Source organism: Mycobacterium hippophais (genome assembly GCF_027529605.1).
GTDB classification, from domain to species: domain Bacteria; phylum Actinomycetota; class Actinomycetes; order Mycobacteriales; family Mycobacteriaceae; genus Mycobacterium; species Mycobacterium arseniciresistens.
On record NZ_JAPZPY010000001.1, the window covers coordinates 273,401 to 292,733 of the forward strand.

The following is a 19,333-nucleotide window of genomic DNA, read 5'->3' on the forward strand; positions in this document are numbered from 1 at the left end:
CCGAGGCGTCAACGCCTCCCGCAGAATTGCCGCCGATGCCCCGTCGAACCGCACGTAACGGCACGCGATTGGCCCGATCGGGCAAACCCGGACCGTTCGGCGTGCCTACTTCATCCCTGCCTGCGATGATTCGCCCGTGACCACCTCAGTCGTCGGCCGCGCGGGTGACTCTCGCGTGGTCGCCGACTTCCTCGCCGCGGCGTCTGAGCAACCATCCGGCCTCGGCATCGAGGGTGAGGCGGGCATCGGCAAGACGACGCTGTGGCTGGGCGCGGAGGACCGGGCACGCGGCCTCGGTTTCCAGGTGTTGTCCGCGCGCGCCGTGCATGCCGAGTCCTCGCTGGCCTATGCGGCGCTGGCCGATCTCCTGCGCGGCGTACCGGCCTCGGTCATCGACCGGCTGCCCGAGCCGCAGCGCATCGCGATCGACCGGGTCATGCTGCGCGGCACGGACACCGGGCCCGCCACCGACCAGCGTGCGGTGGCCGCCGCATTCGTCTCCGTGGTCGAGACGATGACGGCCGACGCGCCGGTGCTGGTGGCGATCGACGACGTGCCGTGGCTCGACGCATCGACCCGCGCGGTCGTCTCCTACGCCGCGCGCCGCGTCGCCGGGCCGGTCGGAATCCTCGTCACGGCACGCACCGAATCCGACGATCCCGACGCCCTGTCGTGGCTGCGGCTGAGTCGGCCCGACGCCATGCGGCGGCATCGGGTCGGCCCGCTGAGCCTGGGCGGTCTGCACAATCTGCTCTTCGAGCGGCTCGACCGGACGTTTCCCCGCCCGACCCTGGTTCGCATCGCGGAGATCTCCCGCGGCAACCCGTTCTATGCCCTCGAATTGGCGCGGGCGTTCGACGGGCCACCGCGGGCCGACGCCGAGCTGCCCGCCGGCCTCGCGGAGCTGATGCGTAACCGGATCGGCAGGCTGGACCGCGACGCAGGCCGGGTGTTGCTCGCCGCGGCGTGCACAGCCCAGCCCACGGTGCAGCTACTCGCCGAGGCGACCGGCAACACCGTCGATCGGGTGCTCGAGGTGCTCGAGCACGTCGAGACCAACGGCATCATCGGCATCGAGGGCTCCCGGGTGCGGTTCGCCCATCCGCTGCTGGCGCACAGCGTCTACACCGACGCCAGCCGTCCGGACCGTCGCCGGATGCACCGCACGCTGGCCCAGATCGTCACCGAGCCCGAGCTCAAGGCGCGGCATTTGGCGCTGGCCGCGGTCAGCGAGGACCCGGCAACCCTGGAGGCGCTCGACGCCGCGGCCGAGGTGGCGCGGCGCCGGGGAGCGCCCGCGGCCGCAGCGGAACTGCTCGAGATGGCGTTCCGGCTCGGCGGCGACGACCCGGTCCGCCGGCTGCGCGCGGCCGAACACCACTTCGAGGCGGGCAGCACCGACCGCGCCGCCGAACACCTCGACCCCACGATCGAGCTGCTGCCCGGTGGACCGATCCTCGCCATGGCGCTGATCCTGCGAGCCGGCCTGCGCATCTACGACAACCGCTTCGCGCTCGCCGCCCAGCTCCTCGAGCGCGCGCTCGCCGCAGCCGGCGACATCCCGAAGCTGCGGCTGCGCACCCTGCTGCTGCTCTGCATGGCCCGCGGCATGGCGGGCGACTTCGACGCCTCCACCCGTGCCGCCGATGACGCCGTGCGCATCGCCGAGGAGATCGGCCGACCGGCGCTGCTGAGTCAGGCGCTGGCCCTGCAGGTGCACGCCGGCCTGCAGTTCGGGCATCCGTTCGACGAGGCCGCCCTCCGTCGCGCCGTCGAGTTGGAGGACCCCGACTACAACGGCCCGATCCTGTTCCGCGCCCACGTCGTCAACGCATTGTCGATGGCCCACGTCGGCCGGCTCGAGGAAGCCGCCGTTCTCATCGCCGAAGCCCGCCGCCGGTGCGACGAGCGCGGCGCGGCGAGCGATCTGATGGCCATCGCCGGCTGGAGCACGCTGATCAGCATCTGGCGCGGGCGCTTCGACGAGGCCGCGGGATACGCCGAGGAGGCCGTCGAGCGGGCCGAACAGCTCGGCGGCGACTCGGTGCTGGTGATCCCGCGAACCGTGCGGGCGGCCGCCTACTCCTATCTGGGTCGTTTCGAGGAGGCCCACTCCGACGCCAAGGCGGCCTACGAGTGCGCCGTGGAATGCGAGGCGGAACGGATGACCGAGTGGCCGCTGATGACGCTCGGCTTCATCGAGGTGTCGCAGGGCAACTACGCCGAGGCGCTGACGGTCATGGCCCCGTTGATCGCGATGTTCGACCGGATTCCGGGCACCGAGATGATGTCGTCGATGCATGTGCCCGATGCCGTCGAGGCGATGGCCGCGCTGTGCCGCCTCGACGAGGCCGAACCGATGGTCAGGCAGATGGAGAGCAATGGCCGGGCCCACGACCGGCCGTGGATGCTCGCCGTCGGCGCCCGCTGCCGCGCCATGGTGCAGGCCGCGATGGGTGACGTGGAGGCCGCCGAGCAGACGGCGTGTCGTGCGCTGACCGAGCACGACCGGCTGCCGATGCCGTTCGAGCGGGCCCGCACCGAGCTGCTGCTGGGGCAGCTGCAGCGCCGACTGCGTCAGAAGGATCTCGCGGCGGGCACTCTGCGATCCGCCCTGCTGACTTTCGAATCGCTCGGCGCCCCGCTGTGGGCCGCCCGGGCCCGCGCCGAGCTGGCCCGGACCAACGTCGGGCCGGGCGGCCAGGCCGCGCTGACGCCGTCCGAACGGCGCGTCGCCGAACTGGCCGCCTCGGGGATGACCAACAGGGATGTCGCTGCCGCGCTGTTCATCAGCCCGAAGACCGTCGAGCACAATCTGGGGCGCGTCTACCGCAAGCTGGGAATCCGGTCGCGCGCCGAACTGGGCAGGCTCATGGGTGGCTCGGAGGCCTCCGACCAGGGTTCTTTCGATCGAAAGCACCATCGACAGGATTAGGGAAACGCCCGATTCGGTCGCCGCGGCCCGGCGATAACTTGAGCGCTATGGCCGCCGCCGCACCGCACCTCTGCTGTTTCCTCGCCGAGTGGTACCGGCCCGAGATGACCCGCCCTGCCGTCGAGGACCTCCTGGGCGAGCTGGACGCGGCGGCCGCCTCGATGGCGGCTGAGGGCAAGTCGGTGCAACTGCTGCTGACCTTGGCCGTACCGACCGACGAGGTGCTCTACGGCGTGTTCACCGCCGACGCCCCGGAGGTCGTCAGCGAGGTGTGCGCCCGGGCCGGCATCCCGGTCGCGCGGCTCAGCACCGATGTCGACGCCCGCCTGAGCTCCTGGTGACCCCGCGGCGATGACTATCGCGGGCTGGGGCAGTCTGACTGATCATGAACACCGCCACTGAGAGCACCGCACCCACCGCGACACCCGCGACCACCGACGCCTCCGTCAACACCGCGCTGCTGATCCTGCGTTTCGGTGTCGGCGCGGCGATGCTGCAGGCCGGCCTGCGCAAGGCACTGGACTTCCCCACGACCGCGGGCTACATGGAAGTCGGCGGCTGGCGGCTGCCCGAGCTGGCGGCATTCATGGTGACGGCGTCGGAGACGCTCGGCGGCATCGCGCTGATCCTCGGCGTGCTGACGCAGCTGGCCGCATTCGCGGTGGTCGCGGCGATGATCGACGCGTGGGCCGTCAACGTCTCCGGCGCCGCGTTCTGGTCGGACCCGTTCAACGCGCCGTTCATGATCGGTCTCGGCGCCGTCGCGCTGCTGTTCGCCGGTGCCGGCGCCTACTCGCTGGACGCCAGGCTTCCCGGACGCACCGTCTGGCCAGTGCGGTTCGCCGTCGGCCTACTGGTTGCCGCCTTCATCGTCGCCATCGTTACCTGGATCGCACTCAACGGCACCAACCCGATCCACCTCACGACACCTACTGGCTAGAAACCTACCGAGAAGTAGGATTGCCACCATTTTCCGAACCGTGACTCAATGAACTCTTAATGGTGACCCATACAGTCAGTGTCATGTGGATCGACGACACCAGTGCCGATGTCATCAAGGTCGACTTCGAAGCGCTCTACCACGGGGACTTCCTCGTAGAGGGCGACACCTCGGAGCAGCTGGACGACCTGGCCCAAGCCGTGTGACCACGCGCGCCTGATCGGCGCGCGTGTCACCCGTCAGCCTTTGCTGCCCGCCGGGGCGCCTCCGGTCATCTCACGATGACCCACGGCGCCTCAGGCGGGCACTTTTTCTTCCTGGCCCGCGGTCACCATCCCCGCCAACCGGGCGGTGATCAGCTCCTCGGCCTCCGCGACCATCCGCGACACCAGTTCGCCGCAGGTCGGAATGTCGTCGATCAGCCCCATCGATGTGCCCACCGACCAGATGCCTGCGTCGAGGTCACCGAGCTCGTAGACCTTGTTGCCGCGCACGCCGGCCACCAGATCCTTGACGTCGGGGAACTGGCCACCGTTGTTGAGGATCTCGACCACCTCGCGTGACACCGCGTTGCTGGCCACCCGCGCGGTGTTGCGCAGCGGCCGGAAGATCAGCTCCGTGTCGAGTTCGGTGCCCGCGACGATGGCTTCCTTGACGTTCTGGTGAATCGACGACTCGACGGTGCACATGAACCGCGACCCCATGTTGATGCCGTCGGCGCCCAGCGCCAGTGCCGCCACCAGGCCGCGGGAGTCGGCGAACCCGCCCGAGGCGATCATCGGGATGTCGATCTTCGCCGCCGCCGCCGGGATCAGGATCAGGCCGGGGATGTCGTCCTCGCCGGGATGGCCGGCGCACTCGAAGCCGTCGATGCTGATGCCGTCGACGCCGAGGCTCTGCGCCTTGACCGCGTGCCGCACCGAGGTGCACTTGTGCAGCACCTTGATGCCGTTGTCGTGGAACATCGGCAGGTGCGGCGCCGGGTTGGATCCCGCGGTCTCGACGATCTTGATGCCGGCGTCGACGATCACCTGGCGGTACTCGTCATAGGGCGGCGGGTTGATCGTCGGCAGGATCGTCAAGTTGACGCCGAACGGCTTGTCGGTGAGCTCGCGGGTCTTGTCGATCTCCTTGGCGAGGTCCGCGGGCGTCGGCTGGGTCAGCGCGGTCAGGAAGCCCAGCGCCCCGGCATTGGCGACGGCCGCCACCAGCTCGGCGCGACCCACCCACTGCATCCCGCCCTGCACGATGGGGTGTTCGATCCCGAAGGTCTCGGTGAACTTCGTGTTGAGGGTCATCGGGTCACCTCGGGGCCATGCGGATGGCGCCGTCGAGGCGGATGACCTCGCCGTTGAGCATCGGGTTCTCCACGATGTGCACGGCCAGCGCGCCGTACTCGTCGGGGTCGCCGAGGCGGGCGGGGTGCGGCACCTGCTGTCCGAGCGACTTCTGCGCCTCCTCGGGCAGCGAACCCAGCAGCGGCGTCTTGAACAGGCCCGGGGCGATGGTGCACACCCGGATGAGGCTGCGCGACAGGTCGCGCGCAATCGGCAGCGTCATACCGACCACGCCGCCCTTGGACGCCGAGTACGCGGCCTGGCCGATCTGACCCTCGAAGGCGGCGACCGACGCAGTGTTGACGATCACGCCGCGCTCGTCGCCGTTCTTGCCGGCGAGCGGCTCGGTCTTGGCGATCCGCTCCGCGCTCAGCCGCAGCACGTTGAACGTGCCGATCAGGTTGACCTCGATGGTCTTCTTGAACACGTCGAGCGGGAAGGGCCCCTCCTTGCCGAGGGTCTTGATCGCGCTGCCGATGCCCGCGCAGTTCACGTTGATGCGCACCGGGCCCAGCGACTCGGCGACGTCGAGCGCCTTGTTGACGGCGGCCTCGTCGGTCACGTTGGTCTCGACGAAGGTGGCGCGGTCACCGAGGTCGGCGACGGCCTCCTCGCCTCGCAGGTCCAGCACCACCACCTGTGCGCCCGCGTCGAGCAGTCGCTTGGTGGTCGCCAGGCCCAGGCCCGATGCCCCGCCGGTGACGACGGCTACGGCGTCCTTGATCTCCACTGATGTACTTCCTCTCCGGCCGGCCAGCGCCGCCGACCTACTGGTTGGTTGGGGACTATACCCAGTCGTTCAAGACGGATTCGGTGTCTGCTCCCGGCGCTCCCGGCGCCTTAGGCAGATCCGGTGCGGTGCGCGAGAACCGCGGGGCGGGCGCCGGGTACAGCGAGCCGTCCTCGCGGTAGAACGTGTCGCGTTCGGTGTTGTGCGGTTCGTCCTCGACCTCGGCGAAGCTCAGCACCGGCGTGACGCACGCGTCGCTGTCGGCGAACACGTTGGCCCAGTGATCGCGGTCGTGGGCGGCGAAAGCCTTGGTGAACACCTCGCGCAGTTCGGCCCAGCGCCCCATGTCGTTCTGGTCGGGCAGCTCGGCGCTGTCGAGGCCGAGTTTCGCCAGCAATTCGGCGTAGAACTGCGGTTCGATCGCGCCCACCGCCACGTACTTGCCGTCCGCGGTCTCGTAGGTGTCGTAGTACGGCGCGCCGGTGTCGAGCATGTTCACGCCGCGCTCGTCGCTCCACATCCCCATCGACCGGAACGCCCACATCATCTGTGCCAGCACGCTGGAGCCGTCGACCATCGCCGCGTCCACGACCTGGCCCTTGCCAGAGCGTTCCCGCTCCCAGAGCGCCGAGAGGATGCCGGCGAGCAGGAACATCGACCCGCCGCCGAAGTCGCCGACCAGGTTCAGCGGCGGTACCGGCCGCTCACCGGCGCGGCCGACGGCGTGCAGCACGCCGTTGAGGGAGATGTAGTTGATGTCGTGGCCGGACCGCTGACTGCGCGGGCCGGTCTGCCCCCAGCCGGTCATGCGCCCGTAGATGAGCCGGTCGTTGACCTTGGCGCAGTCGTCGGGCCCGAGTCCGAGACGTTCGGTGACGCCGGGCCGGAAGCCCTCAATCAGCACGTCGGCCTTCGCGATCAGCCGCAGCACCAGATCGCGGCCCTCGTCGCTCTTGAGGTCGGCGGACACCGACCGCCGGTTGCGGAGCAGATGGTCGCGGCCCTTGGTCGGGATGCCCGGGCCCTTGCCCGGCCGTTCGACGCGCACGACGTCGGCGCCCAGATCGCCGAGGATCATTGCGGCATGTGGCCCCGGGCCGATACCGGCCAACTCGACGACACGCAATCCCTGCAGTGGACCCGCCATGCTTACCGCCCTTCACCTGTGGTTGACCGCCGACATAGCTTACTTGTATAACCTTCTGCAGTGATCGCGGGTCGTCGACTCGTCGAAACGCCTACCGGGACTGGTGCCGATATGACCTCAACCGAAACGTATCTGAGCCTCGACGACCTCACGGTCGTCCTGCGCGACGGCGTCCTGACGGTCACGCTGAACAGGCCGGACAGCCTCAATTCGCTGACCGCGGAGATGCTCGACGGCATTGCCGACGTCCTGACCCAGGCGGCCGCCGATCCTGCCGTTCGGGTGGTGCGGCTCGGCGGCGCCGGCCGCGGCTTCAGTTCCGGCGCCGGCATCAGCGAGAACGACCAGACCGCCGACGGCCACGACGCCAAAGCGGTGCTCGACGCCGCCAACCGCGCGGTGGCCGCGATCGTGGCGCTGCCCAAACCGGTGGTCGCCGCCGTGCACGGACCCGCGGCGGGCGTCGGCGTGTCGCTGGCGCTGGCCTGCGACATCGTCCTCGCGTCGGAGAAGGCGTTCTTCCTGCTCGCCTTCACCAAGATCGGGCTGATGCCCGATGGCGGCGCCTCGGCGCTGGTGGCCGCCGCGATCGGCCGGATCCGCGCGATGCGGATGGCGTTGCTGGCCGAGCGGCTCTCCGCCACCGAGGCCCACGAGTTCGGACTCGTCAGCGGGGTCTACCCCGCCGACGACTTCGATGCCGAGGTCGACCGGGTGCTCGCGATCCTGGTGGCGGGTCCCGCCGTCGCCCTGCGCAAGACCAAGCAGGCGATCAACGCCGCCACGCTCACCGAGCTCGATGGCGCCTTCGACCGGGAGAGCGAGGGCCAGCTCCAGCTGCTCGGTTCACACGACTTCCGCGAGGGCACAAGGGCGTTCCAGCAGCGCCGGTCCGCGGAGTTCACCGACAGCTGAGGTCACCTCCGCCCGAAAATCGTTGGACCGAGGGCCATCCGGTCGGCGACCATCGAGCGTGTGAGCACACACTTCGATCTCGAGCAGCCGGCGCCCACCGGCGGCTGGCGCGTGCTCGCACCCTTCCGCTCCCGCGAGTACCGCCTGCTGATCGCGGCGGTCTCGCTGTCCATCTTCGCCGAGGGCATGTGGACGGTCGTGATGGCGCTGCAGGTCATCGCGATCGACAACGATCCCGCGTCGCTGTCGCTGGTCGCGACCTGCCTGGCAGGCGGACTGGTGGCGTTCGTGTTGGTCGGTGGGATCGCGGCCGACCGAATCAGTCAGCGCGCCATCATCATCGCCGTCGCGGCCGTCAACTTCGCAGCCGTCGCGACGGTCGCGGCGCTGGGACTGCTCGGCACCCTGCGGATCTGGCACCTCGCGGTGGCCGCCGCCGTACTGGGCATCGCGGCCGCGTTCTTCTTCCCCGCCTACAGCGCCATCCTGCCGCGGATCCTGCCCGCCGAGCAGCTGCTCGCGGCCAACGGCGTCGAGGGTGTGGTGCGGCCGGTGTTCCAGCGCTCGGTCGGCCCGGCGGTCGCGGGTCTGGTGGTCGGCGCGACGTTCCCGTCGGTCGGCGCCGTCGTGGTCGCGGGACTGTTCGGGCTCGGCCTGCTGCTGCTGATCGCGACGCGCCCGGCGACCCGGGCAGTCGAGGAATCCATCGGCGAGAAGCCGCGGATGCTGCGCGACCTGCGCGACGGCTTCGTCTTCATGGTCGCCACGCCGTGGTTGCTGTGGACCTTGTTGTTCGCGAGCCTGTTCGTGCTCGTGGTGCTCGGTCCGATCGAGGTGCTGCTGCCCTTCGTCATCGCGGACCGATTCTCCGACGGCGCCCGCATGTACGGCTTCGTGCTGGCGTTCTTCGGAGTGGGCAGCGCGATCGGCGCGCTCGCGGTGTCCTCGCGGCGGCTGCCGCGGCGCTACCTCACCGTGATGATGGCGATGTGGAGCGTGGGATCGATCCCGCTCGTCGTCATCGGCACCACCTCGTCATTTCCCGTGATGGCGGCGGCGATCTTCGTCATCGGCGTGACCGACGGTGCGGGACTGGTCATCTGGGGCACGGTGCTGCAGCGGCGGGTGCCCCGGCACATGCTGGGCCGGGTCTCGAGCCTGGACTTCTTCGTGTCGCTGGCATTCATGCCGCTGTCGTTCGCGGTCGTCGGTCCGCTGTCGAAAGTGGTGTCGATGCAGACCATCTTCTGGGTCTCCGGTGTGGTGCCGGTGCTGCTGGCCGTGGTCGCCGTGCTCGCGGCCCGGATGCCGCGCGACGAGGTGGCGAACCCGCTGCGTTAGACGCCGAAGATCGGTGGAAGCGCGAGCACCATCACCAGGCCCCAGAAGAAGTGGGTCAGCATCGGGGCGAGCACACCGCCGGTCGCGCGGCGCTCGAACGCGCAGATGGTGCCGAGGATGATGGCCGCGAACGCCAGCATCGGGTTCTGGGTGCTGACGCCGGTGACGATGACGTAGACGAGCGTCGTGACGATGAACGCGAACCAGCCGTTGTTCCGCTTGCCCAGCGACGAGTACATCGAGCCGCGGAAGAAGATCTCCTCGGCCAGGCCGTTGATGACCGTGATCGCGACGATCACCGGCAGTGAACCCTGATTGGCGAATTCGAGCACCTGCACGATGTAGTCACGCACGGCGGGGATCTCACGCGCGACCAGGCCGCCGACCACGAATGCGCCGCCGAGCACCAGGCCGATCGCGGTTCCGGTGATCACGGGCCGTTGGTTGCGTCCGCGGAAACAGATGCGGCCCAGGTGAACCGGGCCGGAGACGAAGGCGCCCACGGTCCACCACGCCGCCAGGCCCATCGTGAACCAGTAGAACGCCGGGTCGCCGGGGGGCAGCCGCAGCGAATACCCCAGCAGCACGAATCCGCCGACGACGAAGATGGCCACGAAGATCCGCCTGCGGCGGATGGTGGCCGGCCCCTCGTTGTGCGGTTCGGCCGTGCCGGTGAGGATGCGGCGTGCCTCGGAGAAGAAGCCGCTGCGTTCATCGCACGACTTCGTCGACACCTCGGTCATCAGTGGCCCACCTTCGGGGCAAGGCCGATGACGGTGTCCAGGCCGGTGCGCACCGCCGCGGCCACCGGTCCGGGTACGGCGCCGAGCAGTCCGAGCGCCGGCCGCGCGATCGGCAGGGTGAACGGGCGGATCAGTTGGGTGATCCGCTGGACGTCACCACCGGCCCAGTCCGGATCGGTGTCGGCCAGGTGGTGGACGTCGGAGAGGGCGTTGACCGGGCGTGGTCGTTGCCTGGCCAGCGAGAGCGTGATCGCCTCGTCGACCGAGGTGAGTCCGCCCGGCGGGTCGGGCACCAGGTCGCGCAGCCCGTCGCCGGACGCCGTCATCGGATGGTCAAGGGACTCAACGAGATCGGCGGCCAGTCCGCCCGGCACGGGCAGCACCAGGCCGGTGACCTTGGAGACGATCGAGGTGTCGATGCCGCGGACCGGCAGCGGCGCCCGCCACTTGCCGGCGATGTGCGCGTACTTCGTCAGCAGTTCGCCGTAGGTCGTGGTATCCGGACCGGAGATGTCGTAGGCGCCGGGGGGGACCCGGTCGGTGTCGGCGGCGGCCACCAGGTAGTGCAGCGCGTCGCGGATCGAGATGGGGTCGATCGGGTTGGCCGCCCACTTGGGCAGCGGGATGACGAGGAACCGGTCACCGACGTAGCGGAGCATCTCGAAGGAGGTCGATCCGGCGCCGATGATGATCGCCGCGCCGAGCCACACGACGTCGGCGCCGCCCTCGATGCTCAGCGCCTCGGCGACCTCGGCGCGGCTGGCCAGGTGCTCGGACAGCGTGTCGTCGGTCGGCACGAAACCGCCGAGGTAGACGATCCGCTTGACGCCTGCGTCCCGGGCGGCGGCCGCGACGTTGGCGGCGGCGCGGTTGTCGGCGTCACGGAAGTCGGGCTGGCCGATGCCGTGCACGAGGTAGTAGATGACGTCGATCGGCCCGGCGTCGGCGAGTGCCTGCTTGACCGATGCCGGGTCCCCGGCGTCGAGGGAGACGCCGGCCACGTCGGCGTGCCAGCCGAACTTCGCCAGCCGGTCGGGATTGCGGGTGGCGGCGACGACCTTGTTGCCCTGTTCGACGAGGGCGCTCACCAGCCGCGATCCGACGTAGCCGGTGGCGCCGGTGACCAGGATCCGCATGTTGCTCACCGTAGGCCTGTACCCGGAGCGCAGCGTCGGGAACCCTGAGGTGCGGCGGCTCACTGTGACGCGGCACACACACGCGCCGTGGCCGCGAGAACCGTTGCGCCGGCCGGGTATCGGCGGCTACTCGGGCGCCGGGCCGACCACGGTGGCCCCGCGGTGGTGGTCGATCAGCCGCTGGTAGACCTCGGCGTTGTAGCGGTTGGCGGCGACCTCGGCGTCGCTGAGCTCGCGCCGCACCTTGCCCGGCACTCCCGTCACCAGTGACCGGGGCGGGATGACCGCACCCTGCGGGATCAGCGCACTGGCGGCCACCAGGGAGCCGGCGCCGATGTGTGCGCCGTTGAGGATCACGGCGCCCATGCCGATCAGGCAGCCCTCGTCGATGGTGCAACCGTGCAGCACCGCGTTGTGGCCGACGCTCACCGCCGCGCCGATGCACACCGGGAACTCGGGGTCGCAGTGCACGGTGACGCCGTCCTGGATGTTGGATCCGAACCCGATCTCGATCGGCTCGACCTCGGCGCGCAGCGTGGCGCCGTACCAGACGCTGGCCCTGGCCGCGAGCGTCACCTGGCCGATCACAGCGGCGTTCGGGGCGACCCACGACTCGGCGTGCAGCTTCGGGGCGTGCCCGCGTAGGGCCAGGATCAGCGGCTGCGACATGGGCGACATCGTAGGAGCCGATCGCGGTGACGTGGTCAGGAACCCGAAAGACCTTGCGGTAGCCGGTCGGTGACATCCCGACGCCGCGGCGCAGATGGTGCCGCAGGTTTCCACCCGTTCCGAGCCCCGACAGCCGGGCCACCTCGTCGACGGGCAGATCCTCGGACTCGAGCAGTTCACGGGCACGGTCGACGCGCCGGCCGCGCACCCATGCGCCGGGAGCCTGCCCGGTCTCCTCGCGGAAGCGGCGGATGAACGTGCGCGGGCTCATGTGCGCGTGCTGGGCGAGGCGCTGCAGGGTCAGCGGCTCGTCGAGCCGGCGCAGCGCCCACTCGCGGGTGGCCGCCGTCGAGACTCCCCCGACGGCCGCGGTGTCGTCGTGGCGCCGTTCGATGAACTGCGCCTGCCCGCCTTCCCGCCACGGCGGGACCACGCAGTGCCGGGCCACCGCGTTGGCGACCGCGGCGCCGTGGTCGGTGCGGATGAGGTGCAGGCACAGGTCGATGCCTGCGGCCAGTCCGGCGGAGGTGAGCACGTCGCCGTCGTCGACGTAGAGCACGTTCTCGTCGACGCGCACGGCCGGATACAGCCGCCGCAGCTCGTCGGCGTGCTGCCAGTGGGTGGTCGCCGGACGGCCGTCGAGCAGGCCCGCCGCCGCGAGCACGAACGCACCGGTGCAGATCGACACCAGGCGGGTCCCGGGCGGGATGGCCGCCAGCGCCTGCCTCGCCGCGGGCGGCAGCACTCCGTCGACCCTGGCAGGCGGGTAGCGCGTGCCGGGGATGACCACCGTGTCCGCGGTGGCGAGCGCCTCCGGACCCGCCGTCGGGAGGACGGCGAACCCTGTGGTCGACGGCACGGGGTCGGCGGTGAGGCCGCAGGTGGTCACCTCGTAGAGCGGCGCGTCGCCGGGACCGGTGGCGGCGCCGAACAGCGTCGGCGCGATGGCGGCGTCGAAACCGATCACGGGCGGCAGCAGCAGGACGGCGATCCGGTGCACCCGTTCATGTTGGCATGTTCTTGACGAATGGTGTCCTTCTTGCCACTGGTCGGCTCCGTCCTGCGGGGTGAGAGTGATTCGGTGACTGTCACAGCTCGACCCGGCACGGGCAGCCGCGTCCACTGGGCGTGGGTGGTCGCGGCGGTCAGCTTTGTCGCCCTGCTGGGCGCCGCAGGCTTCCGCTCCGTGCCGGGCGTGATGATGAATCCGCTGCACCAGGAGTTCGGCTGGACGCACGGCACCGTCGGCCTCGCCATGTCGGTGAACATGACGCTGTTCGGACTGACGGCGCCGTTCGCGGCCGCACTGATGGACCGCCTCGGCGTGCGACCCGTGCTGACCGGCGCGCTGCTGCTCATCGCGACCGGATCGGCGCTTTCCGTGACGATGACGGCGAGCTGGCAGCTGGTGCTGCTGTGGGGCGTGCTGGTCGGCGTCGGCACCGGTGCGATCTCGATGGGCTTCGTCGCCACCGTGGCCACCCGCTGGTTCGACGCCCGCCGCGGCCTCGTCACGGGCGTGCTGACCGCCGCGAGCGCAACGGGCCAACTGGTCTTCCTGCCGCTCGTCGCGGCCGTGACCATGGCGCACGGCTGGCGGTGGGCGTCGCTGATCGTCGCCGGGGCCGCCCTCGCGGTGGTCCCGCTGGTCGTCGCGTTCATGCGCAACGCACCGCAGGACAAGGGTCTGCTGCCGTACGGCGCGACGGCTCCTGCCCCGCCGGCGCCGGTCCCGGCGAGCGGATTCCGCGCGGCGTTCGAGGGCCTGGCGATCGGTGCGCGGGTGCCGGCGTTCTGGCTGCTGGCATCGAGCTTCGCGATCTGCGGCATGACCACCAACGGCCTGATCGGCACCCACTTCATCCCGGCGGCCAACGACCACGGCATGCCCACCACCGTGGCCGCCGGGCTGCTGGCCACGATCGGCGTGCTCGACGTCGCGGGCACGGTGTTCTCCGGCTGGCTGACCGACCGGGTGGACCCGCGCTTGCTGCTGGTCGTCTACTACACCGGGCGAGGGGTGTCGCTCCTGCTGCTGCCGTCGCTGCTCGCACCGCACACCGAGCCGGGCACCTGGGTGTTCGTCATCTTCTACGGCCTGGACTGGGTGGCCACCGTGCCACCGACGATCGTGCTGTGCCGCGAGTACTTCGGCGCCCGCACACCGGTGGTTTTCGGCTGGGTGTTCGCCTCCCACCAGCTGGGCGCGGCCGTCGCGGCGGCGGGTGCGGGCTGGCTGCGCGACCTGAACGGCGACTACGACACCGCGTTCTTCCTGGCGGCCGGGCTGTGCGGGGTGGCGGCGCTGCTGTGCCTCGGTATCCGGCGGACTGTGACACATCCGACGTAACGATCGCTCGAACCCGTGCTCAGAGCGGGTTTCGGCGCTCTCCGCAGGCTGCCGACCCTCGACCTCGACTTGGCCGTTACCAATTCGTGGCTTTACCCTACGAGACGGCGCCGCACCGGTGGCCGGACATCTCCGCCCATCGGGGAGGGCGTTCTGACGAGCTGAGGAGCCTGACGTGAAGACTCGCACCAGTAGAGCACTGGGCGCGGCCGTGGGAACCGCGGCCATCGCCCTGTCGCTGCCGTTGGCGGTCAATGCCTACGCGCAACCCGAACCGACGCCGTCCAAGCCGGTGGAGAACCCGCTGCCCAACCTGGAGGGCGACTGCGACCCGTTCCGGGCCACGAACACCAACTGGAAGAACTACGCCGCCCAGCCCGTCAGCCAGGTGCTGGCGCAGATCCCGGAGATCAAGACCTTCAACTCCGCGGTCTCGGGTCAGCTGAACCCCGCCGTCAACATCACCGGGGTGCTCGACAACGGCCCGTACGTCGTCTTCGCGCCGACCGACGAGGCGTTCGCGAAGCTGCCGCCCGAGCAGCTCGAGAACCTCAAGACGAATGCGAACGCGCTGACGGACCTGGACTACTACCACGTCTTCCTCGGTCTGCTCGGCCCCGCCGACGTGAAGGGTCAGCGGCCCACCCAGCAGGGCGCCGAGATCAAGGTCGAGGGCACCAACGGCGACATCAAGGTCAACGACACCGCGAAGGTGATCTGCGGCGGCATCCCCGCCCAGAACGCGCGGATCTACCTGATCGACACGGTGCTCGACCCGGCCGCCCCGCCGGAGGCGCTCACCCCGACGCCGAAGTCGCCGACCAGCACCACGACCACGACGACCCCGACGACGCCCCTGCCGGCGGAGATGCCCGCCGCGGACGCACCGATCGGCTAGCTGTTCATAGATTTCGGCGCGCTCACGTTCGGTGAACGAACGTGAGCGCGCCGAATTCGTTGTCTACAGGCCGAGGTCGCGGCCGATGATCTCCTTCATGATCTCGGTGGTGCCACCGAAGATCGTCTGGATGCGTCCGTCGACGTAGTCGCGCGCGACGCGGTACTCCAGCATGTAGCCGTAGCCGCCGTGCAGCTGCACGCACCGGTCGACGACCTTCTTGGCCACCTCGGTGGCCCACCACTTCGCCTTGGCGGCCTCGACCGCGGTCAGCTCGCCGTCGACGACGCCCTGCAGGCAGCGGTCGATGTACTGCTCGGTGACGTCGAGCTCGGTGTCCATCTCGGCCAGCAGGAACCGGTTGTGCTGGAAGCTGCCGATCGACTGGCCGAACGCCTTGCGGTCCTTGGCGTACTGCAGTGTCTGCCGCCAGGTTTCGCGTGCGCCCGCGATCGCGGAGATGGCGATCGAGAGCCGCTCGGACGGCAGGTTCGTCATCAGGTGGTAGAAGCCGCGGCCCTCCTTGCCGAGTACGTTGGCGTTCGGCACCCGCACGTTCTCGAAGTGCAGCTCGGAGGTGTCCTGGGCGTGCAGGCCCATCTTGTCGAGCTTGCGGCCGCGGGTGAAGCCGGGCATGTCGCGCTCGACCACCAGCAGCGTGAAGCCCTTGTGCCCGGCCTCGGGGTCGGTGCGGGCGACGACGACGCACAGGTCGCAGTTGATGCCCGACGAGATGAAGGTCTTGGACCCGTTGACGATCCAGTCGTCGCCGTCGCGGACCGCCGAGGTGCGGATGCCGGCCAGGTCGCTGCCCGCGCCCGGTTCGGTCATCGCGACCGCGATGATGGTTTCGCCGCTGGTGATGCCCGGCAGCCAGCGCTGCTTCTGCTCGTCGTTGGTCAGGTCCTTGAAGTACGGGCCGACGACGTCGTTGTGCAGGCTCAGTGCGGGTGCGGGCACGCCCGACTTGGCGATCTCCTCGTCGATGATCGCGTTGAACCGGAAGTCGTCGGTGCCGCCGCCGCCGAACTCCTCGGGCATGTTGAACCCGATCAGCCCATGCTTGCCCGCAGCCACGTAGGCGGACCGGTCGACGAGGCGGTCGGCCTCCCACTTCTCGGCGTTGGGGACGAGCTCACTGTCGATGTAGCCCCGCACGGTGTCGCGGAAGGCCTCGTGCTCGGCGTCGTAAATCGTTCTCTTCATTGTCGTTTCCTCACTTGGCTTTCCATACTGGCTCGCGCTTCTGCGCGAAGGCCAGCGGTCCTTCTTTGGCGTCCTCGGAGCTGAAGACGACGGCGACTTCGCGCCTCGTGCGTGTCCAGCCGGGCTCGTCGTCGGCCACGACGCGGTCGTCGGCGCCGACGGCGACCCTCTTGCTGGCCTGCACGGCCAGCGGAGCGTTGACGGTGATCCGTTCGGCCAGCGCCAGCGCGGCGTCGAGTTCGGTGCCGTCAGGCACCACCTCGTTGATCAGGCCCCACTTCAGCGCCTCGGCCGAGGTGATCGGTTCTCCGGTGAACATCATCTGCAGCGCGACCTTGCGCGGGATCTGCTCGACGAGACGGAACACCCCGCCCGCGGCCGCTATCAGTCCCCGCTTGACCTCCGGCAGACCGAATTTGGCACTCTCACCGGCGACGACCAGATCGCTCGCCAGTGCGAGTTCGGTGCCACCGCCGAGCGCAGTGCCGTTGACCGCCGCGATCGTCGGCTTGTCGATGAAGTGGCGGACGTATCCGGCGAAGCCCCATGCGGGCCGGTCGGGGTGACCGATGTTCTCGCCCCGCGACAGCGCCTTGAGATCGGCTCCCGCACAGAAGGATTTGTCGCCCGCCCCCGTGACCACGACCACCCGGACATCCGGATCCTGCTGCGCCTGCTCGAGTGCGTCGCCCAGGGCGATCGACACGGCGGAGTTGATGGCGTTGCGCGCCTCCGGCCGGTTGATGGTGATGACCATGACGTTGCCCCGGCGCTCGACCAGGGCGCCGGGGGCCGTCGTGGTGTCGGCTCCTGTCACAGCAGCTCGAGGATGGTGGCGTTGGCCTGGCCGCCGCCCTCGCACATGGTCTGCAGGCCGTACTGAATTCCCTTGTCCCGCATGTGGTACAGCAGCGTGGTCATGATCCGCGCACCCGAACCGCCGAGCGGGTGGCCGAGCGCGATTGCGCCGCCGTTGGGGTTGAGGTTCTTCTCGTCGGCGCCGATGTCCTTGAGCCAGGCCAGCGGCACGGGCGCGAAGGCCTCGTTGACCTCGAACGCGCCGATCTGGTCGATGGTCAGGCCCGATCGCTTGAGCGCCTTCTGGGTGGCCGGGATCGGGGCGGTCAGCATGATCACCGGGTCGGCGCCCGCCAGCACCGCGGTGTGCACCTTGGCCAGCGGCTTGAGGCCGAGCTCCTTGGCCTTCTCGGCGGACATGAACAGCAGCGCCGCCGATCCGTCGGAGATCTGCGAGGAGTTGCCGGCGTGGATCACGCCGTCCTCCTTGAAGGCCGGCTTGAGCTGACCCATCTTCTCCAGGGTGGTGCCGCGACGGATGCCCTCGTCCTTGAGCACCGGGTTGCCGTCCTGGTCCTTGATCGCCACGATCTGGTCGTCGAACGCGCCGGAATCCTGCGCTGCGGCGGCCTTCTCGTGCGAGTCGAGGGAGAACTGGTCGAGCGTCGCGCGGTCGAGGCCCCACTGCTCGGCGATCATCTCGGCGCCGATCCCCTGGTTCGGGGTCTGCTGGTAGCGGTCCTTGAAGCCCTGCGGGTACGGGTTGCCACCACTGGCCAGCGACGCGCCCATCGGTGTGCGCGACATGGCCTCGACACCACCGGCGACGACGACGTCGTAGTGGCCGGCGACCACGCCTGCGGCGGCGAAGTGCACCGACTGCTGGCTCGACCCGCACTGGCGGTCCACGGTCACCCCGGGCACCGACTCCGGCCAGCCGGCCGTCAGCAGCGCGGTGCGGGCGATGTCGAGCGCCTGCTCGCCGGCCTGCATGACGCAGCCCCAGATGACGTCGTCGACCAGTGCCGGGTCCACGCCGGCGCGCTCGACGAGGCCGTTGAGCACCTGCGCGGAGAGTTCGGCGGGGTGCACCCCCGACAGACCGCCGTTGCGCTTGCCGACAGGCGACCGCACGGCCTCGACGATGACGGCTTCAGCCATGGAAGTTCTCCTTTGAACGCGACCTTGGAGCCCGGACAGGGCCCTGATGAGCATTGCCACCGAAGGTAGACGAGTAGGTTTACTAGGTCAACCTACTGGTTGGTAGAGTCGGACTCGCGCCCGTCGCCCGGCCGCACATGGTTTACTGAGTTGTACAGCTGGCCTGCTTACCAGGTCAAACACCGAACCGGAAGAGAACGCGTGCCTCGAACCACACCACTGGCTCCGATGATGGGGGCGAGTGCCGTGATGTCGGGGAACACCGTGCGCTCCCCCAAGACCGCCGAACTGGTGGCGGGCACGCTGCGCCGGATGGTGGTCGACGGTCAGCTCAAGGACGGTGATTTCCTGCCGAACGAGGCCGAGCTGATGAGTCACTTCGGCGTCAGCCGCCCGACGCTGCGCGAGGCCGTGCGCGTGCTCGAGTCCGAGCGCCTGGTCGAGGTGCGCCGCGGTTCGCGCACCGGGGCCCGGGTGCGCGTCCCCGGGGCGGAGATCGTCGCCCGGCCCGCGGGGCTGCTGCTCGAACTGAGCGGCGCGACGATCGCCGACGTGATGACGGCCCGGTCGGGCATCGAGCCGATGGCCGTGCGGCTGCTCACCGAGGCCGGCGACACCGCCGCCTACGACGAGCTGGAACGGACGCTGGCCGAGGACGTGCCGATCGGCTGGGACACCGGCCGGCTGGCCGAGACCACCGGCGAGTTCCACCGCCGGATGGTCGAGCTGTCGGGCAACGCGACGCTGAACATCATGGCGGGCATGCTGCACGAGATCACGGTGCGCCACACCGCCTTCGCGATGAGCGAGAGCAACCCGCCGTCGAAGGCCGACTACGAAAAGCTCATGCGGTCCTACCGCCGGCTGTTGCAGCTGATGCGCTCGGGTGACGGCGCGGCCGCCGAGGCGCACTGGCGCAAGCACCTCGACACGGCCCGGGGCCTGTTGCTGCAGGGACTGGAGACGGTCAAGGTCCGCGACGTGATGGGCTGAGGAGCTCGCGGATCACCCCCGACATGCTGGGCTG

18 protein-coding genes and 1 pseudogene are annotated in these 19,333 nt (G+C 69.8%); 9 read left to right on the forward strand and 10 right to left on the reverse strand.

What is annotated here, in order from left to right; genetic code table 11:
- The first annotated feature begins 136 nt into the window (after positions 1–136).
- From O6P37_RS01310 to O6P37_RS01325, 4 genes are all read left to right on the forward strand, one after another.
- Positions 137–2,935: a helix-turn-helix transcriptional regulator gene (locus tag O6P37_RS01310; protein WP_269892373.1), complete on the forward strand. Its 2,799-nt coding sequence runs from the start codon at positions 137–139 to the stop codon at positions 2,933–2,935.
- A gap of 47 nt (positions 2,936–2,982) precedes the next feature.
- Positions 2,983–3,276, forward strand: a complete 294-nt coding sequence (locus tag O6P37_RS01315; RefSeq protein WP_269892374.1) for a hypothetical protein — start codon at positions 2,983–2,985, stop codon at positions 3,274–3,276.
- Between the two features lie 44 nt (positions 3,277–3,320).
- Entirely contained in the window at positions 3,321–3,875 is a 555-nt protein-coding gene (locus O6P37_RS01320; RefSeq protein WP_269892375.1) for a DoxX family protein, read from the forward strand.
- 83 nt (positions 3,876–3,958) lie between these two features.
- Complete coding sequence (locus O6P37_RS01325) at positions 3,959–4,081, forward strand: hypothetical protein (RefSeq protein WP_264011340.1); 123 nt, start codon at positions 3,959–3,961, stop codon at positions 4,079–4,081.
- Positions 4,082–4,171: 90 nt separating this feature from the next.
- On the opposite strand, the gene O6P37_RS01330 is transcribed toward O6P37_RS01325, so the two are convergent.
- From O6P37_RS01330 to O6P37_RS01340, 3 genes are read right to left on the reverse strand one after another with little or no spacing between them, the layout of a single operon-like run.
- Positions 4,172–5,173 carry an NAD(P)H-dependent flavin oxidoreductase gene (locus tag O6P37_RS01330; RefSeq protein ID WP_269892376.1) on the reverse strand — a complete coding sequence of 334 codons (1,002 nt, stop codon included), beginning with the start codon at positions 5,171–5,173 and terminating at the stop codon, positions 4,172–4,174.
- 4 nt (positions 5,174–5,177) lie between these two features.
- Entirely contained in the window at positions 5,178–5,942 is a 765-nt protein-coding gene (locus O6P37_RS01335) for a 3-hydroxyacyl-CoA dehydrogenase (RefSeq protein ID WP_269892377.1), read from the reverse strand.
- A gap of 55 nt (positions 5,943–5,997) precedes the next feature.
- Positions 5,998–7,089 (reverse strand): CaiB/BaiF CoA transferase family protein, encoded by a 1,092-nt coding sequence (locus tag O6P37_RS01340; RefSeq protein ID WP_269892378.1) that lies wholly within the window; start codon positions 7,087–7,089, stop codon positions 5,998–6,000.
- 111 nt (positions 7,090–7,200) lie between these two features.
- Between O6P37_RS01340 and O6P37_RS01345 the strand changes: the two genes are divergently transcribed.
- Together O6P37_RS01345 and tet(V) are read left to right on the forward strand one after the other, a co-directional pair.
- Positions 7,201–8,004 (forward strand): enoyl-CoA hydratase, encoded by an 804-nt coding sequence (locus tag O6P37_RS01345; RefSeq protein WP_269892379.1) that lies wholly within the window; start codon positions 7,201–7,203, stop codon positions 8,002–8,004.
- Between the two features lie 60 nt (positions 8,005–8,064).
- A complete protein-coding gene (gene tet(V), locus O6P37_RS01350; RefSeq protein WP_269892380.1) occupies positions 8,065–9,345 on the forward strand; it encodes a tetracycline efflux MFS transporter Tet(V) in 1,281 nt (426 codons plus the stop codon).
- Here the strand turns inward: tet(V) and O6P37_RS01355 are convergent.
- The 4 genes and pseudogenes from O6P37_RS01355 to O6P37_RS01370 all read right to left on the reverse strand — a co-directional run.
- Entirely contained in the window at positions 9,342–10,088 is a 747-nt protein-coding gene (locus O6P37_RS01355) for a CPBP family intramembrane glutamic endopeptidase (protein WP_264011305.1), read from the reverse strand. The genes tet(V) and O6P37_RS01355 overlap by 4 nt on opposite strands.
- Positions 10,088–11,233 (reverse strand): SDR family NAD(P)-dependent oxidoreductase, encoded by a 1,146-nt coding sequence (locus tag O6P37_RS01360; RefSeq protein ID WP_269892381.1) that lies wholly within the window; start codon positions 11,231–11,233, stop codon positions 10,088–10,090. The genes O6P37_RS01355 and O6P37_RS01360 overlap by 1 nt, the downstream gene beginning before the upstream one ends.
- A 117-nt stretch (positions 11,234–11,350) precedes the next feature.
- A complete protein-coding gene (locus tag O6P37_RS01365; RefSeq protein ID WP_269892382.1) occupies positions 11,351–11,902 on the reverse strand; it encodes a gamma carbonic anhydrase family protein in 552 nt (183 codons plus the stop codon).
- Positions 11,903–11,936: 34 nt separating this feature from the next.
- Positions 11,937–12,893, reverse strand: a pseudogene (locus tag O6P37_RS01370) (GlxA family transcriptional regulator); the annotation flags it as partial.
- A gap of 81 nt (positions 12,894–12,974) precedes the next feature.
- Between O6P37_RS01370 and O6P37_RS01375 the strand changes: the two are divergent.
- Together O6P37_RS01375 and O6P37_RS01380 are read left to right on the forward strand one after the other, a co-directional pair.
- Positions 12,975–14,243 (forward strand): MFS transporter, encoded by a 1,269-nt coding sequence (locus tag O6P37_RS01375; RefSeq protein ID WP_269892383.1) that lies wholly within the window; start codon positions 12,975–12,977, stop codon positions 14,241–14,243.
- A gap of 175 nt (positions 14,244–14,418) precedes the next feature.
- Positions 14,419–15,141, forward strand: coding sequence for a fasciclin domain-containing protein (locus O6P37_RS01380; protein WP_264011310.1), 723 nt, complete (start codon positions 14,419–14,421; stop codon positions 15,139–15,141).
- A 63-nt stretch (positions 15,142–15,204) separates the two neighbouring features.
- Here O6P37_RS01380 and O6P37_RS01385 read toward each other — a convergent pair whose 3' ends face one another.
- From O6P37_RS01385 to O6P37_RS01395, 3 genes are read right to left on the reverse strand one after another with little or no spacing between them, the layout of a single operon-like run.
- Positions 15,205–16,347, reverse strand: coding sequence for an acyl-CoA dehydrogenase family protein (locus O6P37_RS01385; protein ID WP_269892384.1), 1,143 nt, complete (start codon positions 16,345–16,347; stop codon positions 15,205–15,207).
- Positions 16,348–16,357: 10 nt separating this feature from the next.
- On the reverse strand, positions 16,358–17,164 hold the full coding sequence (locus tag O6P37_RS01390) for a crotonase/enoyl-CoA hydratase family protein (protein WP_269892385.1): 807 nt from the start codon (positions 17,162–17,164) through the stop codon (positions 16,358–16,360).
- The gene (locus O6P37_RS01395) at positions 17,161–18,306 is read right to left on the reverse strand and encodes a thiolase family protein (protein WP_269892386.1); all 1,146 of its coding nucleotides are present in this window, start codon (positions 18,304–18,306) and stop codon (positions 17,161–17,163) included. The genes O6P37_RS01390 and O6P37_RS01395 overlap by 4 nt, the downstream gene beginning before the upstream one ends.
- Positions 18,307–18,507: 201 nt before the next feature.
- Here O6P37_RS01395 and O6P37_RS01400 point away from each other — a divergent pair, with 201 nt between their 5' ends.
- The gene (locus O6P37_RS01400; RefSeq protein ID WP_264011314.1) at positions 18,508–19,299 is read left to right on the forward strand and encodes a FadR/GntR family transcriptional regulator; all 792 of its coding nucleotides are present in this window, start codon (positions 18,508–18,510) and stop codon (positions 19,297–19,299) included.
- Positions 19,300–19,333: the final 34 nt, after the last annotated feature.

What these genes read in the sequence shown, in the direction of transcription:
- O6P37_RS01315 (WP_269892374.1), top strand. Translation starts at nt 2,983, where the DNA reads ATGGCCGCCGCCGCACCGCACCTCTGCTGTTTCCTCGCCGAGTGGTAC.
- O6P37_RS01320 (WP_269892375.1), top strand. Translation starts at nt 3,321, where the DNA reads ATGAACACCGCCACTGAGAGCACCGCACCCACCGCGACACCCGCGACC.
- O6P37_RS01325 (WP_264011340.1), top strand. Translation starts at nt 3,959, where the DNA reads ATGTGGATCGACGACACCAGTGCCGATGTCATCAAGGTCGACTTCGAA.
- O6P37_RS01330 (WP_269892376.1), bottom strand. Translation starts at nt 5,173, where the DNA reads ATGACCCTCAACACGAAGTTCACCGAGACCTTCGGGATCGAACACCCC.
- O6P37_RS01340 (WP_269892378.1), bottom strand. Translation starts at nt 7,089, where the DNA reads ATGGCGGGTCCACTGCAGGGATTGCGTGTCGTCGAGTTGGCCGGTATC.
- O6P37_RS01345 (WP_269892379.1), top strand. Translation starts at nt 7,201, where the DNA reads ATGACCTCAACCGAAACGTATCTGAGCCTCGACGACCTCACGGTCGTC.
- O6P37_RS01355 (WP_264011305.1), bottom strand. Translation starts at nt 10,088, where the DNA reads ATGACCGAGGTGTCGACGAAGTCGTGCGATGAACGCAGCGGCTTCTTC.
- O6P37_RS01365 (WP_269892382.1), bottom strand. Translation starts at nt 11,902, where the DNA reads ATGTCGCCCATGTCGCAGCCGCTGATCCTGGCCCTACGCGGGCACGCC.
- O6P37_RS01385 (WP_269892384.1), bottom strand. Translation starts at nt 16,347, where the DNA reads ATGAAGAGAACGATTTACGACGCCGAGCACGAGGCCTTCCGCGACACC.
- O6P37_RS01395 (WP_269892386.1), bottom strand. Translation starts at nt 18,306, where the DNA reads ATGGCTGAAGCCGTCATCGTCGAGGCCGTGCGGTCGCCTGTCGGCAAG.